Below are 15,096 nucleotides of genomic sequence, written 5' to 3'. Positions count from 1 at the left end.
CCGGCTCAGTCGAACGCGAAGCCGAAGGGCGTCGCAAGCCGGCGATGCTCGTCGACCACGAGGCGCCGGCGCAACGGCGGATGGGCGCGCGCGGCGCAGTCTGGCCGCTCGCACAGGCGGCAGGTGACGCCGATCGGCGTCGGGCGGGCGGCGGCGAGGTCCATGCCCTGCGCATAGACGAGCCCGCCGGCATGCTCAAGCGCGCAGCCGAGCGCGACCGCCCGCTCGGCCTGCGGCGCGCCGTAATAGCCAGCCCCGCCATGCACGGTCCGCGCGATGGAGAAATAGCGCGTCCCGTCGGGCAGGGCGACGATCTGCGTTAGCACCCGCCGCGGCGTCCTGAACGCTTCGTGCACGTTCCATAAGGGGCACGAGCCGCCATGGCGCGCGAAGGGAAAGACCCCGCCGGAATAGCGCTTCGAGACGTTGCCGGCCGCGTCGACCCGCAGGAAAAAGAAGGGAATTCCCTCCGCGCCCGGCCTTTGCAGCGTCGTGAGGCGGTGGGCGACCTGCTCGAAGCTCGCGCCGAAGCGGCGACCTAGGGCCTCGACGTCGTATTTGAGCGACCGGGCGGCGTCGAGAAAGGCCCGGTAGGGCATCATGATCGCGCCGGCCGCGTAATTGGCGAGCGCGGCGCGCGCGAGCCGGCGGCCGGCGTCGGTCTCGAATTTCGCCTCATTCACCAGCCGGTCGAGCGTCCTGGCCTGTTCGACCAGCGCGAGCTGCAGGGCGAGATGGAAGCTCCGGCTCGCCTGGTCGAGGCTTTCCGAGATGGAAAGCTCGCCGGCGTGACGGTTGAGCCGGCGCCAGGCGCCCGCCATCACGTCCGCGGGCAGCACGCGCGCGCGCAGCCGATGGCGCTCCTGAAACCGGCGCGCGAGGGCGGCGAACAGATCGCCCCGGCCCGCTTCGGCGGCGACCGCCTCGCCCGCCTCGTCTAGGGGGGCGAAATAGTTTCCGTGCGCCTGAATGAAATCGCGCGCCTCTTCGACCGGATCGTCCGCGCCGGCCCGCCCCCCGGCGCGCGCCTCGATGAGCTCGTGCTGGGCCTGGCGGTAGGCGCGGTAGAGCGCGGCCACCGCCTCGCCCAGCACCGGATTGCCGGCGGCCAGCTCGTGCGCGTCTTCGCGGGTCGCCCCGGCGTTCTGGAAGATGGGGTCGGCGAAGGCGTCGTTGAGGGCGACGAACAAATCCTCCGCGCGTTCGTCGGAAAAGGCCGATAGGTCGAGATCGTAAGCCTGGGCGAGCCGGACCAGCAGATCGGCCGAGACGGGGCGTTGATTGCGCTCGACGAGATTGACGTAGGACGGCGACACGCCGAGCTCGGCGGCCATCTGCGCCTGGGTGATCCCGCGCTCGCGCCGCAGCCGGCGAATCTGGGGTCCGAGGTAAAGTTTACGCTTTCTGGCCGCCATGTCCGATGGTCCGCATTGCAAGCCTTGAGGCGGGCTTCGGCCTGAAAATTTACAAAATACACAATTTCACAAAATTATACGTGACGCTAGTGACAACGGCGCCCGGAAAAGCTCGCTTCGCATCTGCGAAGGCGCCAGGCTGCGCAGGTCAACCCAGTCAGTTTCCGGAGTCGTTATTCATGGCCACGTTCAAGGATCTCGTTCCCGCCGCAGCCGAGGACCGTTTCGACGGCGTCGAGCGCAACTACGCGCCGGAAGACGTCCTGCGCCTCAGGGGCTCGATCGACATCGCCTACACCCTCGCCGAGCGCGGCGCGGCGAAGCTGTGGGATCTGCTGAAGAACGAGCCTTATGTGAACGCGCTGGGCGCGCTCAGCGGCAATCAGGCGATCCAGATGGCCAAGGCCGGCCTCAAGGCGATCTATCTGTCGGGCTGGCAGGTCGCCGGCGACGCCAATGTCGCGGGCCAGGTCTATCCCGACCAGTCGCTCTATCCGGCCAATTCCGGGCCTGAACTCGCCCGGCGCATCAACAACGCGCTGCGGCGGGCCGATCAGATCGAGCATTCGGAAGGCGGCGCGAAGCGCGACTACTTCCTGCCCATCGTCGCCGACGCGGAGGCCGGCTTCGGCGGGCCCCTCAACTGCTTCGAGATCATGAAGGCCTATATCGAAGCGGGTGCGGCCGGCGTCCATTTCGAGGACCAGCTCGCGTCGGAGAAGAAATGCGGCCATCTCGGCGGCAAGGTGCTGATTCCGACCAAGGCCCATGAACGCAATCTTTCCGCGGCGCGCTTGGCGGCGGACGTATGCGGCGCGCCGACGATCCTGGTCGCGCGCACCGACGCGGAGTCGGCGAAACTCATCACTTCCGACATCGACGAGCGCGACCATCGCTTCATCGACTTCGATCAGGGCCGCACGCCGGAAGGCTTCTATCGCCTGAAGGAGGGGACCGGCCTCGACCACTGCATCGCCCGCGGGCTCGCCTATGCGCGGCATGCGGATCTTCTGTGGTGGGAGACCTCGCATCCCGATCTCGACGACGCGCGCAAATTCGCCGAGGCGATCCAGAAGGAATTTCCCGGCAAGATGATGGCGTATAACTGCTCGCCGTCCTTCAACTGGGAGGCGAAGCTCGACAAGGCCACCATCGCCAAGTTCCAGCGCGAGCTCGGCGCCATGGGTTACAAGTTCCAGTTCGTCACCCTCGCCGGGTTCCACGCGCTCAATCATTCCATGTTCACGCTCGCCCATGGCTATCGCGAGCGCGGCATGGCGGCCTACTCGGAGCTTCAGCAGGCGGAATTCGCCGCCGAGAAGCTCGGCTATGAAGCCACGCGCCATCAGCGCGAGGTCGGCACGGGCTATTTCGATCTCGTGGCGAACACGCTTTCCGGCGGTCAGGCGTCGACTGTCGCCATGGCCGAGTCGACCGAGACCGCCCAGTTCAGGGCGGCGCAGGTCGCGGCGGAGTAAGGCCCTGCCGAGGGAGGCTGGCGTCTAGGGAGGACGCCCGCGAGGAACGCCGCTCCGGTCCCGCCCGGAGCGGCGTTTTCGCTGGGGGCCGCTTTTCTCCGCGCCGGGAGGGGACCATATGTCAGGCATGTCGCCGCGTCCCGCATCGCAGCCGCGCGCCGCGCCGGGGATCGCCGCCCGCGCCGCGCTGGGGCTCCTCTGGCTCTATAAGCGGACGTTATCGCCGGCCTTCTACGCGCTCGGCGCGCGCTGCCGCTATGCGCCGTCCTGTTCGGAATACGCTGCAGAGGCGATCCGCCGGCATGGCGCCTTCCGGGGCGCCGTAGCGGCGGCCGCGCGCCTTTCCCGCTGTCATCCGCTGGGGGGAAGCGGTTGGGACCCGGCGCCGGCGCGCCTGCCCGACGCCGGCTGGCGCATCTGGCGCTATGGCGACTGGGCCTGGACGGCGCGGGCGGTTCCGGACGCGCCCGATCAGTCTTCGACGCGCGCGAAGGACAGCGAAAACCCGCCGGGCGCGCCGTCTTCGACACGTCCGACATCGGGCTGACGCGCGCGCCGCAGCCTTGACGAATCCGCCGCGCTCATGGAAGCACAACCCTTCGCGCCCGCAGAAACGGTCGAAAGCCTGAGCTCATGGTCGCCATCACGCTTCCCGACGGATCGGTTCGCCGGTTCGACGGCCCCGTCACGGGAACCGACATCGCCGAGTCGATCTCGAAGTCGCTCGCCAAAAAGGCGATCGCGATGCGCGTCGACGGCGCGCTCACGGATCTGTTCGAGCCGGTGGCGCGCGATGCGACGGTCGAGATCGTCACCCGCGACGACCCCCAGGCGCTGGAGCTCGTCCGCCACGACGCGGCGCATCTGCTCGCCCAGGCGGTGCAGGAGCTCTATCCCGGCACGCAGGTCACCATCGGCCCGGTCATCGAGGACGGCTTCTATTACGACTTCGCCCGCGACGAGCCCTTCTCCAGCGACGATCTTGAAAGAATCGAAACGCGCATGGCCGAGATCGTCGACGAGGACCGCCCGACCCGCAAGGAGGTCTGGGACCGGGAAGAGGCGATCCGTCATTTCAAGAAGATCGGCGAGACTTACAAGGCCGAGATCATCGCCGATCTGCCTGAGGGCGAGGAGATAAAAATCTACTGGCACGGCGACTGGCACGACCTGTGCCGCGGCCCGCATCTTCCGTCCACGAAGCATATCGGGAAGGCGTTCAAGCTGATGAAGGTCGCCGGCGCATACTGGCGGGGCGATCACCGCAACCCCATGCTGCAGCGGATCTACGGGACCGCCTGGCTCAGTGAGAAGGATCTGAAGGCGCATCTCCAGCGGCTCGACGAGGCCGAAAAGCGCGATCACCGCAGGCTGGGGCGCGAGCTCGGCCTGTTCCACTTCCAGCCGGAGGCCCAGGGCTCGGTGTTCTGGCATCCCAAAGGCTACATGATCTGGCGCGTGCTCGAAGCCTATATCCGCCGGCGCCAGGACGAGGACGGCTATGTGGAGGTGAAAACCCCGCAGCTTCTCGACTCCGTCTTCTGGGAGAAGTCGGGCCACTGGTCGAAGTTCCGCGAGAACATGTTCGTCGTGCCCGATGAAATTCCCTCGACGGAGGAAGGAAAGCCGGTGCTGTCCGGCGAGGCGGGGCTGATGGCCTTGAAGCCCATGAACTGCCCGGCCCATGTGCAGATCTTCAAGCAGGGCGTGAAATCCTATCGCGACCTGCCGATCCGCATGGCCGAGTTCGGCTGCTGCCATCGCAATGAGGCCCATGGCGGGCTGCACGGCCTCTTGCGCGTGCGCCAGATGACCCAGGACGATGCGCACATCTTCTGCCGGGAAGATCAGATTACGGATGAGACGAAGCGTTTCCTCGCGCTCTTCGCCCGCGTCTATGACGACATGGGGCTCTCGGACATCCGCTACAAGCTCGCCACGCGCCCGGAAAACCGCGCCGGCGAAGATGCGGTCTGGGATCGCGCGGAGAAAGCGCTCGCCGACGCGCTGACGGCTTCGGGCCTCGATTTCGATTATGCCGAAGGCGAGGGCGCGTTTTACGGTCCGAAGCTCGAATTCCATCTCACCGACGCCATCGGCCGCACGTGGCAGGCGGGCACTTTCCAGCTCGACTACGTGCTGCCGGAGCGGCTCGATGCCTCCTATGTCGACGAGACGGGGGCGAAGCGCCGGCCGGTGATGCTGCACCGGGCTGTGCTCGGCACCTTCGAGCGGTTCATCGGCCTGCTGATCGAGCATTATGCCGGCCGGCTGCCCCTGTGGCTCGCGCCGGTTCAGGTCGTCGTCGCGACCATCACGTCGGAGGCGGACGATTACGCGAAAGAGGCCGCCGCCCTGCTCGCCGCGAAGGGCCTGCGGGTCGAGACCGATCTGCGCAACGAGAAGATCAACTACAAGGTGCGCGAACACTCTCACGCCAAAGTCCCCGCGATCGCCGTCGTCGGCGCGCGCGAGGCGGACGAGCGCAAGGTCTCGCTGCGCCGGCTCGGCGCCGAACGCCAGGAGGTCCTCGACCTCGACGAGGCGGCCGCCCGACTCGGCGAAGAGGCGACGCCGCCCGATCTCAGGGCGCGCAAGGCTTGAGCGCGCCCGCGCCCGACGTCCCCCCGCCCGGCGCTCATGCGCGCGCGATCGACGCCGCCTACGCCGTTCTGTTCGCCGCCGCGCCTTTGCTCGCCGTGTTCGCCCATCGCGGTTTCGCGCCGCTGATGCTGGTCGCGGGCGTTCTCGCCGCGACGCGCGGCGAGCTTTGGCGGCTCGGCCGCAACCGGATCATTCGCCGCCCCGATCTTCGTGATCCGTTGACCGCCGGCGCGCTCGCCGTGCTGGCGCTGAGCGGCTGGATCGCGGCGAGCGGCCTGTGGTCGCCGCAGCCGGCGGCGGGCAAGCTCGCGCTCAATGTCGCGGGCGCGGCTTTCGCGTGCGGGGCGGCGGTCTGGGCGGCGTCGGGCGGACCGCGTCCGCGCCTCGCCGCGCTCTACGCGGGGGCGGTCATTCTCGGCGCCGCGCTGTTGTTTATCGAATCGCGCACGGGCGGCCTTCTGCGGGCGCTCGCTCCGCCTGCGGATCTTTCGCCGGAGCGCCACAAGGACATCACCGCGCTCGGACGCGGGCTGACCGCGCTTGCGCCGGCGGTCTTTCCCGCCGCCGCGCTCGTCCATCTCTACGCGAAAGGGCGGATGCGCGCGCCGGCGCTGGCGCCGGTCGCGCTCGTCGCGCTCGCGCTCGCCGCCGCGCTGGGCCTGACCATCGCGGCGAACGTCGCCGCGCTCGCGGCCGGCGCGCTGGCGGCCGCCCTGGCCCTCGCCGCCCCGCGCCGGGTCCTCGGCGGGCTTTTCTGGCTCGCCCTCGGCCTGCTCGCCGCCGCGCCGCTTCTCGCCGCCGCCCTGCCCGCCGAGGCGCTGGCGACCGGCGCGTTCGGGGAGCTGCCGCTCTCCTGGCTCCAGCGGCTCTTCATCTGGCGCGCGGCGGGCGGGCTCGCGCTCGACTGCCTGCCCTGGGGCTGCGGCGCCGATTTCGCGCGCGCCTATTCGGCGGCCGGCGCGACGGTTTCGCTCCCGGGCGCCGAGGGGCCGGTTCCGCTTTTGCCGATCCACCCGCACAGCGTCTTCCTGCAGATCTGGCTGGAGCTCGGCCTGCCGGGCGCGGCCCTGTTCGGGGTCGTGCTGATCGCCGGCTTCGCGCTGCTGGCCCGTGCCGATCCGGCGCCTCCGCTTGCGGCCGCGCTCGCCGGGGCGGCGGCGGCCGTGCTGGTCTCCGCCGCGATCGAGGCGAGCCTGTGGCAGGTCTGGCGCCTCGCCGCCGTGGGATTCGCCGGGATCGGCGTGATGTTAACGAAATGTATTCATGATCGGCGATGATCGCGGCTTGAGCCGGGCGGAGGCTTGGCTTAACAAGTAACAAACAGACATAAAAAATGATAAGGACGGGATCGGGGAATGAGCGAGGTTAGTCCGGCGCGGTCGCCGATCAGCGCGATCGTGGTCACTTACTACACCGGGCCGCTCCTCGCACGCGCCCTCGCCTCGCTCAAGGCGCAGCCCGAGATCGGCGAGATCATCGTCGTCGACAACGGCAACTGGGACGGCGCGGTCCGCGCGGCGGCGGCGGCCACGCCTGAAGGCGCGCCGGTCGAGATCGTCTCCGGCCACGGCAATGTCGGCTTCGCGGCGGGCTGCAATCTCGGCGCGCGCCGGGCGAAGGGGGCGTATCTGCTCTTTCTCAATCCGGATGCGTGTCTGCCTTCGGGGGGCGCGGCGCGCCTTCTCGCCGACGCGGCGAAACTTGAACGGCCCTGGCTTCTGGGCTGCAAGATCGTCGATCCCGACGGGACCGAACAGCAGGGTTCGCGTCGCGCGACCTTGACGCCCTGGCGGGCTTTCGTCGAGGCGACGAAGCTTTATGCGATCGCGCCGCGCCATCCCTATTTCCGGCGCTTCAACCTGCATGGCGAGCCCTGCCCGAAAGAGCTGCGGCGCTTGCCTGTCATCTCCGGCGCGTGCTTTTTCCTTCCGCGGGAGGATTACCTCGCCGTCGGCGGCATGGACGAGCGTTATTTCCTGCATGTGGAGGACGTCGACTTCTGCCTGCGCTTCGCGCGCGCCGGCGGCGGGGTCTGGTTCGATCCTCATGTCGGCGTCACCCATTTCAAGAGTTCGAGCCGGGCGAGCCCCGTGCGCATCGAGATGCGCAAGACCGCGAGCATGTTGCGCTATTTCCAAGCGCATTTCGCCGATCCCTATCCGCCAGGATTTCTGACTTTCGTCGGGGCCTCGCTATGGGCGGCCTTCGCGCTTCAGACGATGGGCCGCGCCTTTGGGCGCGCCTTCGCCTATCTCGGCTTTGCGGCGCGCGCCGGCGCGGGCGGTCTTGCGCGCGCGCGCCGGCTCGCCGCGCGTCGCTTCGCGCGGTGAGAAGCGGGCGGTATTTCCCTGACGTTTATTCCGACGCCTGACGGGTCTGACCCGAAGCCGGCCGGTTCACCATCATGCGCTTGATCTCGGCGATCGCCCTGGCGGGGTTGAGCCCCTTGGGACAGACCTGCGCGCAGTTCATGATGGTATGGCACCGATAGAGCTTGAATTCGTCCTCCAGCCGGTCGAGGCGCTCGTTGGTCAACTGGTCGCGGCTGTCCACGAGCCAGCGGTAGGCCTGCAAAAGCGCCGCCGGGCCGAGATATTCATGATCGGGATCGTCCTTGTCGCCGTTCCACCAGTAGGACGGGCATGAGGTCGAGCAGCACGCGCACAGAATGCATTCGTAAAGCCCGTCGAGCTTTTCGCGATCCTCGCGCGACTGGCGCCATTCCTTTTCGGGCTCGGCCGTCTTCGCCTGAAGGAACGGCTCGATATAGGCGTGCTGCTCGTAGAACTTCGAGAGATCCGTGACGAGGTCCTTCACGACCGGCATGTGCGGCAGGGGATAGATCGCGACGTCGCCGGATCCGCAGTCGTCCATCGCCTTGGTGCAGGCGAGGGTGTTCGACCCGTTGATGTTCATCGCACAGGACCCGCACACCCCCTCCCGGCAGGAGCGGCGGAAGGCGAGCGTCGAATCGGTCTCGTTCTTGATCTTGATGAGCGCGTCGAGCACCATCGACACGTCCGAGACGTCGACTTCATAGATGTCGACGCGCGGGTTCTCGTCGCTGTCCGGGTCGTAGCGATAGACCTTGAAACGGCGGATCTTCGCGCCGCCCTCTTTCGCGCGGGCGGCCTTGTAGACCCGTCCCTTGCCGGTGATTTTCGAGTTCTTCGGAAGCGTCAGCTGGACCATGGTTTCGTTCGCGATGGCGGCGATGGGCGGGCCCGAAAGGGACACGGGATCAAACGCTTGCGGCGCGCCCCGGCTCGCGGGGGACTATATCAGCGCCCCGGTCGAATGAAAGGCGTCAAACTGCGCCTCACGGCGCCGGCATGGCGGCCTCGCCGGCCATCGCCTCGAAGCGGGCGGCGAGCGCGTCGAACAGGCGGGGGTCGCGGCTCGCAAGCAGGATCTCGTCATTGAGCCACAGCGAATTGCGGTTGTAATTGAGGCTGCCGAGAAAGGCGGTCTTCTCCGGCCCCCGGCGGATGAGCAGGAACTTCGCATGCATGGGCAGGCGGTCGGCGCGCGCGTAGCGGGCGATCTCCGCGCCCGCCTTTCTCAGGCGCTCGATCGACGCTGCCGGCACGCGCCGCTCAGTATCGTGCACGAGCAGCCGCGCCCGCCCGCCGGCCCGCGCGAAGGCTTCGAGCCGGCGCGCGAAGCCGCCCTTCATATGCGAGATCGCGCCCCATGCTTCCGCCGCGGCGTCGCCGGCCAGCGCCTTGCCGGCGACGCCCGGCCGAAGACGCGGATAGAAATAAATGTCGCCGACGCGCCCGCGCAGCGGCGCGTTCTGTTCCGGCGAGAAGCGGCGCAAGGGACGCGCGCCGCCTTCGGCCCACAGCGCGCGCGCATGGCGGACGAGTCCTTCGACCAGCGCCGGCTCGTCGATGCGCAGCAAAAGGTTATGGCCCCGGTCCTGGTCGCCGATCTCGTCGACGATGTCGGGGCGCGCCTCGGGCGCGTCGCCCGACGGGTTGAACGAGCCGATGAAAACGCAAGGCCGGGGATGGGAGAAGGCGTAGAGCTTCGCATGAAGACGCCCGCGCAGCGCCCCGATCGGCGCGCCAGCGCCCGCGCGGCGGCGCAGGCCTTCGCCGATCTCTTCGGCGAGCAGCCGCGCGGCGGCCTCGTTGGCGTCGCGGCGGCGGGGCCGGCCTTCGATCAGCACGCGGACGACGACGCCGCGCGCCGTCGCCGCGCCGAGCGCGCGGGCGAGCGCCCGGTCGCGGAAGTAATAGGCGAGCCAGTCGATCGCCGCCCCCGCGGGCTGGGACCCGACATAGGCCTCGAGAATATCGCGCAGCCGCCGCGGCGCCATGTCCGGCCCGCCGAAATAAAGCGCCCAGCCGTCGCCTTCGGCGTCGGGGGACAGATTAAAGTTTTCGGGCGGCATAGTCGAACAGGTGATGAAGATGGCCCGCCCCGTAACGCCGCCGGCCGATCCGGCGCAGGGTCCGCGCGATCGCGCCGGCGAGCGGCGCGTCGAAAGCGTCGCGGCGAAGATCGAACCAGCGCGCGGCCATGTCGGCCTTGCCATAGGCGAGAAGCGCGAGAACGGCCTTGAGCGCGAAGGCGGCGCGCGCCGGCGCGTCCATCGCCTCGGCGCGCCGCGCCGCGACCTCCTCGCGCAAAAGAAAGATCGCGTCGCCATAGGCGACGCGCCCGGCGCGCTGGCCGCGCCCGAGGCTGAGATTGCCGAGCCCGGCGCTGTTCTCGTGGCGATACCGCTTGAGCCGGACGAGGTCTATGAGCTCGAAGCCGAAACGGTCCAGAAAAGACTCGACGGCGCAAAAGCGGGGCTGGCCTTCGTAGCGTTCGAGGAACGAAACCTCGATCTCCGCCACAATCGCGGCGCGTTCGAGACAGGCCTGAGCGCCTTCGAGCACGGCGAGCTCGCCGCCCTGAACGTCCGCCTTCAGAATGTCCGGATAAAAATCATGGCGGGCGGCGACGGCGTCGAGCGGCTCGACGCGGAATGTCTCTTCTGCCGCGACGCGCCCATGGCGGCGCTTCTTGCGGAAGCGGTCGAGCAGCGTCTGATTGGGCTTCAGGGTCGAGGACATCGCCCCGAGCTCGGTGAAGTAAAGCGTCGCCTCGCCTTCGGCGCGCCCGAGCAGCGAGGGATGGACGCAATCGCGCCCCGGCGCGCCCGGCGTTCCGACGACGGCTTTCTCGCGCGGGTCGAACAGCATGCCGGCGACGACCGGCCGGAGGGGGCGCCAGCGCGCGTCAAGCCCGCCCGCCGCGCCGGCGTCGACGATGCGCAGCACGAAATTTTCCGGCGCCGCGCTCAGAATCTCGCGGAAATTCATGTCCCTGTTTCCGCCCCTGCCTGGCGGGAGGGAAGGCGGGTTTTCCGCCCCGGTCAAGGGGCGTTACGGAGTTCGCGACACGGGCTTGAGATCGTCGAAGCGCGGCGCGCGCTTTTCGCTGCGCGCGAGATAGGCCTCGCGGATGTCTTCCGCGCGCAGCATCCCCGCGTTCCACACCGCCACGTAGTCGAGGGCGCTGGCGGTGGAATGGTCGCGGGCGTAGTTGAACATCGCCTTGCAGCCCGCGACGGCGAGCGGGGAATGGGCGGCGATGCGGCCGGCGATCTCCATGACGCCGTCGAGCAAAGCCTCGGGCGTGTCGAACACCGCGTTGACGAGGCCGATCTCTTTCGCCTTGTCGGCCGGCACGCGCTCGGCGGCGTAGGCCATCTGCCGCGCCCAGCCTTCGGGAATGATCTTCGCCAGACGCGGGAAGGCGCCGACGTCGGCCGTCATCCCGATCGCGGTCTCCTGCACGCAGAAGAAAGCGTCGGCCGAGGCGTAACGGCAGTCGCACGCCGTGACGAGATCGACGCCGGCGCCGATCGCCCCGCCCTGCACCGCGGCGAGCACCGGCATGCGCGCGTCTTCGAGGGCTGAGAACGTCTCCTGCAGGGCCGCGATCTTGTGGCGGAAAGCCTCGGCGTCGATCTCGCGATTGTCCCCGCGCGCGAGCCCGCCCTGCATGAAGACGGAGATGTCCATGCCGGCGGTGAAATGTTTGCCCTCGGAGGAAATGACGATCACGCGGGCGCGGGCGTTGTCGGAGATGTCGCGCACGGCCTCGGGCAGCTCGCGCCAGAAGGCGGGGATCATCGAATTTGCCTTCTCGGGTCGGTTGAACCGGATATGGGCGATGCGATCGGCGATCTCGAGGGTGAAGCATTCATATGTCATGGCGCGCTCCGGCCGTTGCGGCTTGGGGCAGCATAGCTCTTGGCCGCGCCGCCGCCAGCGTCAGGCGCAGCCCTTGTCGCGAGGAACCGGCGACAGGCGCATGGAAAGGCGCGTCCGCGCGCCGGGCGGGAGGATGTCGGCGCCGAACGCGCCGGGCCGGTGGGTGACGGGTTCGAGGCAGAAGAAATCCGCGCCCGGGGGCGCATAAAGATGAAGGATGGGCGCGTCGCTCTTCAGGCGCAGCGCCAGCCCGTCCGTTTCGATCAAGGCCTCGCCGGAAAAGCCGATAAAGGAATGATCGACGCCGCGCTCGGGCAGGGGCGCGCCGCGCGCGAAATCAAGCCCGCCCGGAACCGGCGTTTCGGCGCCGCCGCCCGCCTCATGCGGGGTCCACAGGCCGTCTGCGGCGAAGGAAAGGCGCGTGTCGGTTCGGCGCGGAAAATAGGGATGCAGGCCGAGCCCGGCCGGCATGGGCCCGGCGCCGGCATTCGTCAGGACAAGGACGATCGAAAGACCCTGGGCGTCGAGCGCGATCTCCTGCGAGGCTTCGTAAGGAAAGGGAAAGCGCCCCGGTCCGGCGCCGTCGCTCCTGAGCCGGCACAGCAGGCGGTCCGGCGCCCGCGCGGCGATCGCCCAGGGGCGCGTCCAGCCCTCGCCATGCAGCGGGTTGACCGGGTCGCAGGCCGGCAGGGTCGGGGCGAGGGCGACGCGCCTGCCGGCGACGTCGAGTCCGCCGAACAGCCGCCCGAACCAGGGAACGCAGGCGAAGCACGCCGCCGCGCGCGGGTCGCGCGCCGCATCTTGGGGCGAGGCGGCCGGGCGCAGCGCGCGCCGTCCGCCTACGGAGAAGGAAAGCAGCGCCGCGCCGGCCTCGGGCGCGATTTCGGCGCTGAAGCGGTCATGGCGAAGCGCGACGGTCATGGTCCTGCGAGCGGGCGACGGGACAGCGTCTGCGATCGCGCGGCCATGAGCAAGGGCGACGGCGCCGTCGCGCGCGGCTTTCAGTCTCGCATCAGCGCGGCGAGGCGCGCGGCCGCGGCTTCAAGGGCGAGGGCGCGTTCGGCCTCGCCCCGCGCCCGCGCCCGCCGGGCCGCGCGGCGGTGCTCGACGATGCGCTCCTCCAGGCGCCGGCGCAGGGCGGTCCGCAGCCGGCGGCGTTCGTAAAGGTTAAAGGACCCCGCGGCGGGGGTGCGATCGACGTATAGAGCGTTTGTGTTTCCTGCGGTCGCCATGACGCGCTCCGTCCGCTGGTTTCTCCGCTCCCCCCAGACGTCTTTCCTTGAGCGGACATTGCATCGCCCGGGCCAGACCCGGCCGGTTCCGTTAACCTAACGAAAGATTAAGCCGGGCGTCAGCCATGAGGGGAAACGGGATGGATGGAAGGGAATCGTCGAAATCCCGCTTCCCAGACGAAACTCGGGATCCCGCAACGGCTATATTCTCGGGCCAAGCCCGACCGTTCCGTTTCGCTGGATTCCGGCATTCGCCGGAATGAGCGGGGGCGCAGTTGCTTAAAAGTTGCGATCGAAGCAGGCGCAACGCACTTTGGAGAGCTGCGGCTGAGCCAGTCGCGCCGGCGCCTCTCAATACACCCGCTTCTTGGGCTCGATATACGCAATCTCGTCCGTGAGCGTGAAATCGTGCACGGGCCGGTAGTCGAGGGCGACCTTGCCGTTTGAGAACCAGGCGAGGGTGTGCTTCATCCAGTTGGCGTCGTCGCGGTCGGGGAAGTCCTCGCGGGCGTGCGCGCCGCGGCTTTCGGCGCGGTTCGCGGCCGATTCCATCGTCGTCATCGCCTGCGCGATCATGTTGTCGAATTCGAGCGTCTCGACGAGGTCGGTGTTCCAGATCAGCGAGCGGTCGCTGACGCGGATGTCGGGCAGGCGCTCATAGACCGCCCGGATGAGCCGGCGGCCTTCTTCGAGCACCTCGCCGGTGCGGAACACCGCGCAGTTCGACTGCATGACCTTCTGCATCTCGAAGCGCAGGGCGGCGGTCGGCGTCGCGCCCTTCGCGTGGCGGAAGCGGTCGAGGCGCGCGAGGGCTTCCTCGCCGGCGCCCTTTTCCGGCTCGCGGGCGGGCGCGCCGGGCTTGAGGATCTCGCCGCAGCGCAGGCCTGCGGCGCGGCCGAAGACGACGAGGTCGATGAGCGAGTTCGAGCCGAGCCGGTTCGCGCCGTGCACGGACACGCAGGCCGCCTCGCCGATCGCCATCAGGCCGGGCGCGACGACTTCGGCGTCCTCGCCGCGCTTGGTGACGACCTCGCCGTGATAATTCGTCGGTATGCCGCCCATGTTGTAATGCACGGTCGGCAGAACCGGGATCGGCTCTTTCGTGACGTCGACGCCGGCGAAGATCTTGGCCGACTCCGAAATGCCGGGCAGGCGCTCGGCGAGAATTTTGGGGTCGAGGTGGTCGAGATGCAGATGGATATGATCCTTGTTCGGACCGACGCCGCGGCCCTCGCGGATCTCGATGGTCATGGCGCGGCTGACGACGTCGCGCGAGGCGAGATCCTTGGCCGAGGGCGCGTAGCGCTCCATGAACCGCTCGCCTTCCGAGTTGGTGAGATACCCGCCTTCCCCGCGCGCTCCTTCGGTGATGAGCACGCCCGCGCCGTAGATGCCGGTCGGGTGGAACTGCACGAACTCCATGTCCTGCAGGGGAAGCCCGGCGCGCAGCACCATGGCGTTGCCGTCGCCGGTGCAGGTGTGCGCCGAAGTGCAGGAGAAATAGACCCGCCCATAGCCGCCGGTGGCGAGGATGGTCATGCGCGCGTTGAAGCGATGGATCGTCCCGTCCTCGAGATTCCACGCCATCAGGCCGCGGCATTCTCCGTCCTCGGACATCAGAAGATCGAGCGCGAAATACTCGATGAAGAACTTGGCGTCGTTCTTCACCGCCTGGCCGTAGAGCGTGTGCAGGATGGCGTGGCCGGTGCGGTCGGCGGCCGCGCAGGTGCGCTGCACCGGGCCTTCGCCGAAATTGCGCGTCATGCCGCCGAAGGCGCGCTGGTAGATCTTGCCTTCCTCGGTGCGCGAGAAGGGCACGCCCCAGTGCTCCAGCTCGTACACGGCCGCCGGCGCGTTGCGGCACAGATATTCGATCGCGTCCTGATCGCCGAGCCAGTCGGAGCCCTTGACGGTGTCGTACATGTGCCAGCGCCAGTCGTCCTCGCCCATATTGCCGAGCGCGGCGGAGATCCCGCCCTGGGCGGCGACCGTGTGCGATCGGGTGGGGAAGACCTTGGTCACGCAGGCGGTCTTGAGCCCGGCCTGGGCCGCGCCGAGCGTGGCGCGCAGTCCCGCGCCGCCGGCGCCGACGACGACGACGTCATAGAAGTGATCGACGATTTCGTATGCTTGCGGCATGGGGCGATCCGAA

The 15,096-nt window shown here is 68.7% G+C and carries 13 protein-coding genes; 5 read left to right on the top strand and 8 right to left on the bottom strand.

What is annotated here, in order from left to right; translation table 11 throughout:
* Positions 1-5: 5 nt before the first annotated feature.
* Entirely contained in the window at positions 6-1,415 is a 1,410-nt protein-coding gene (locus tag CHB64_RS01940; RefSeq protein WP_089410892.1) for a helix-turn-helix domain-containing protein, read from the bottom strand.
* A 179-nt stretch (positions 1,416-1,594) separates the two neighbouring features.
* Between CHB64_RS01940 and aceA the strand changes: the two genes are divergently transcribed.
* From aceA to CHB64_RS01915, 5 genes are all read left to right on the top strand, one after another.
* Positions 1,595-2,893: an isocitrate lyase gene (aceA, locus tag CHB64_RS01935; protein ID WP_089410891.1), complete on the top strand. Its 1,299-nt coding sequence runs from the start codon at positions 1,595-1,597 to the stop codon at positions 2,891-2,893.
* Positions 2,894-3,011: 118 nt separating this feature from the next.
* Positions 3,012-3,440, top strand: coding sequence for a membrane protein insertion efficiency factor YidD (yidD, locus tag CHB64_RS01930; RefSeq protein ID WP_200815199.1), 429 nt, complete (start codon positions 3,012-3,014; stop codon positions 3,438-3,440).
* An 86-nt stretch (positions 3,441-3,526) separates the two neighbouring features.
* Positions 3,527-5,497 (top strand): threonine--tRNA ligase, encoded by a 1,971-nt coding sequence (gene thrS, locus CHB64_RS01925; RefSeq protein ID WP_089410889.1) that lies wholly within the window; start codon positions 3,527-3,529, stop codon positions 5,495-5,497.
* A complete protein-coding gene (locus CHB64_RS01920; protein ID WP_089410888.1) occupies positions 5,494-6,774 on the top strand; it encodes an O-antigen ligase family protein in 1,281 nt (426 codons plus the stop codon). The genes thrS and CHB64_RS01920 overlap by 4 nt, the downstream gene beginning before the upstream one ends.
* 78 nt (positions 6,775-6,852) lie before the next feature.
* The gene (locus CHB64_RS01915; protein ID WP_089410887.1) at positions 6,853-7,827 is read left to right on the top strand and encodes a glycosyltransferase family 2 protein; all 975 of its coding nucleotides are present in this window, start codon (positions 6,853-6,855) and stop codon (positions 7,825-7,827) included.
* Between the two features lie 25 nt (positions 7,828-7,852).
* On the opposite strand, the gene CHB64_RS01910 is transcribed toward CHB64_RS01915, so the two are convergent.
* The 7 genes from CHB64_RS01910 to sdhA all read right to left on the bottom strand — a co-directional run bounded on the left by CHB64_RS01910 (position 7,853) and on the right by sdhA (position 15,083).
* Positions 7,853-8,689, bottom strand: a complete 837-nt coding sequence (locus tag CHB64_RS01910) for a succinate dehydrogenase iron-sulfur subunit (protein WP_089411434.1) — start codon at positions 8,687-8,689, stop codon at positions 7,853-7,855.
* Positions 8,690-8,816: 127 nt separating this feature from the next.
* A complete protein-coding gene (locus CHB64_RS01905; protein WP_159462374.1) occupies positions 8,817-9,896 on the bottom strand; it encodes a phospholipase D-like domain-containing protein in 1,080 nt (359 codons plus the stop codon).
* Positions 9,877-10,815 (bottom strand): FkbM family methyltransferase, encoded by a 939-nt coding sequence (locus tag CHB64_RS01900; protein WP_089410885.1) that lies wholly within the window; start codon positions 10,813-10,815, stop codon positions 9,877-9,879. The genes CHB64_RS01905 and CHB64_RS01900 overlap by 20 nt, the downstream gene beginning before the upstream one ends.
* A gap of 63 nt (positions 10,816-10,878) precedes the next feature.
* A complete protein-coding gene (locus CHB64_RS01895) occupies positions 10,879-11,712 on the bottom strand; it encodes a crotonase/enoyl-CoA hydratase family protein (RefSeq protein ID WP_089410884.1) in 834 nt (277 codons plus the stop codon).
* 60 nt (positions 11,713-11,772) lie between these two features.
* Positions 11,773-12,633, bottom strand: a complete 861-nt coding sequence (locus CHB64_RS01890) for an aldose epimerase family protein (RefSeq protein WP_089410883.1) — start codon at positions 12,631-12,633, stop codon at positions 11,773-11,775.
* A gap of 80 nt (positions 12,634-12,713) precedes the next feature.
* Positions 12,714-12,944 carry a hypothetical protein gene (locus tag CHB64_RS01885; protein ID WP_089410882.1) on the bottom strand — a complete coding sequence of 77 codons (231 nt, stop codon included), beginning with the start codon at positions 12,942-12,944 and terminating at the stop codon, positions 12,714-12,716.
* A gap of 351 nt (positions 12,945-13,295) precedes the next feature.
* Positions 13,296-15,083, bottom strand: a complete 1,788-nt coding sequence (sdhA, locus tag CHB64_RS01880) for a succinate dehydrogenase flavoprotein subunit (RefSeq protein WP_089410881.1) — start codon at positions 15,081-15,083, stop codon at positions 13,296-13,298.
* Positions 15,084-15,096 lie beyond the last annotated feature (13 nt).

The organism is Amphiplicatus metriothermophilus, assembly GCF_900199215.1.
Classification (GTDB): Bacteria; Pseudomonadota; Alphaproteobacteria; order Caulobacterales; family Parvularculaceae; genus Amphiplicatus; species Amphiplicatus metriothermophilus.
This window is presented reverse-complemented; position numbering and strand designations above follow the sequence as displayed.

Bases quoted from the DNA above. Each gene is read 5' to 3' on its own strand.
- CHB64_RS01940 (WP_089410892.1), bottom strand. From the start codon at position 1,415: ATGGCGGCCAGAAAGCGTAAACTTTACCTCGGACCCCAGATTCGCCGG.
- aceA (WP_089410891.1), top strand. From the start codon at position 1,595: ATGGCCACGTTCAAGGATCTCGTTCCCGCCGCAGCCGAGGACCGTTTC.
- yidD (WP_200815199.1), top strand. From the start codon at position 3,012: ATGTCAGGCATGTCGCCGCGTCCCGCATCGCAGCCGCGCGCCGCGCCG.
- thrS (WP_089410889.1), top strand. From the start codon at position 3,527: ATGGTCGCCATCACGCTTCCCGACGGATCGGTTCGCCGGTTCGACGGC.
- CHB64_RS01915 (WP_089410887.1), top strand. From the start codon at position 6,853: ATGAGCGAGGTTAGTCCGGCGCGGTCGCCGATCAGCGCGATCGTGGTC.
- CHB64_RS01910 (WP_089411434.1), bottom strand. From the start codon at position 8,689: ATGGTCCAGCTGACGCTTCCGAAGAACTCGAAAATCACCGGCAAGGGA.
- CHB64_RS01905 (WP_159462374.1), bottom strand. From the start codon at position 9,896: ATGCCGCCCGAAAACTTTAATCTGTCCCCCGACGCCGAAGGCGACGGC.
- CHB64_RS01900 (WP_089410885.1), bottom strand. From the start codon at position 10,815: ATGAATTTCCGCGAGATTCTGAGCGCGGCGCCGGAAAATTTCGTGCTG.
- CHB64_RS01895 (WP_089410884.1), bottom strand. From the start codon at position 11,712: ATGACATATGAATGCTTCACCCTCGAGATCGCCGATCGCATCGCCCAT.
- CHB64_RS01890 (WP_089410883.1), bottom strand. From the start codon at position 12,633: ATGACCGTCGCGCTTCGCCATGACCGCTTCAGCGCCGAAATCGCGCCC.
- CHB64_RS01885 (WP_089410882.1), bottom strand. From the start codon at position 12,944: ATGGCGACCGCAGGAAACACAAACGCTCTATACGTCGATCGCACCCCC.
- sdhA (WP_089410881.1), bottom strand. From the start codon at position 15,083: ATGCCGCAAGCATACGAAATCGTCGATCACTTCTATGACGTCGTCGTC.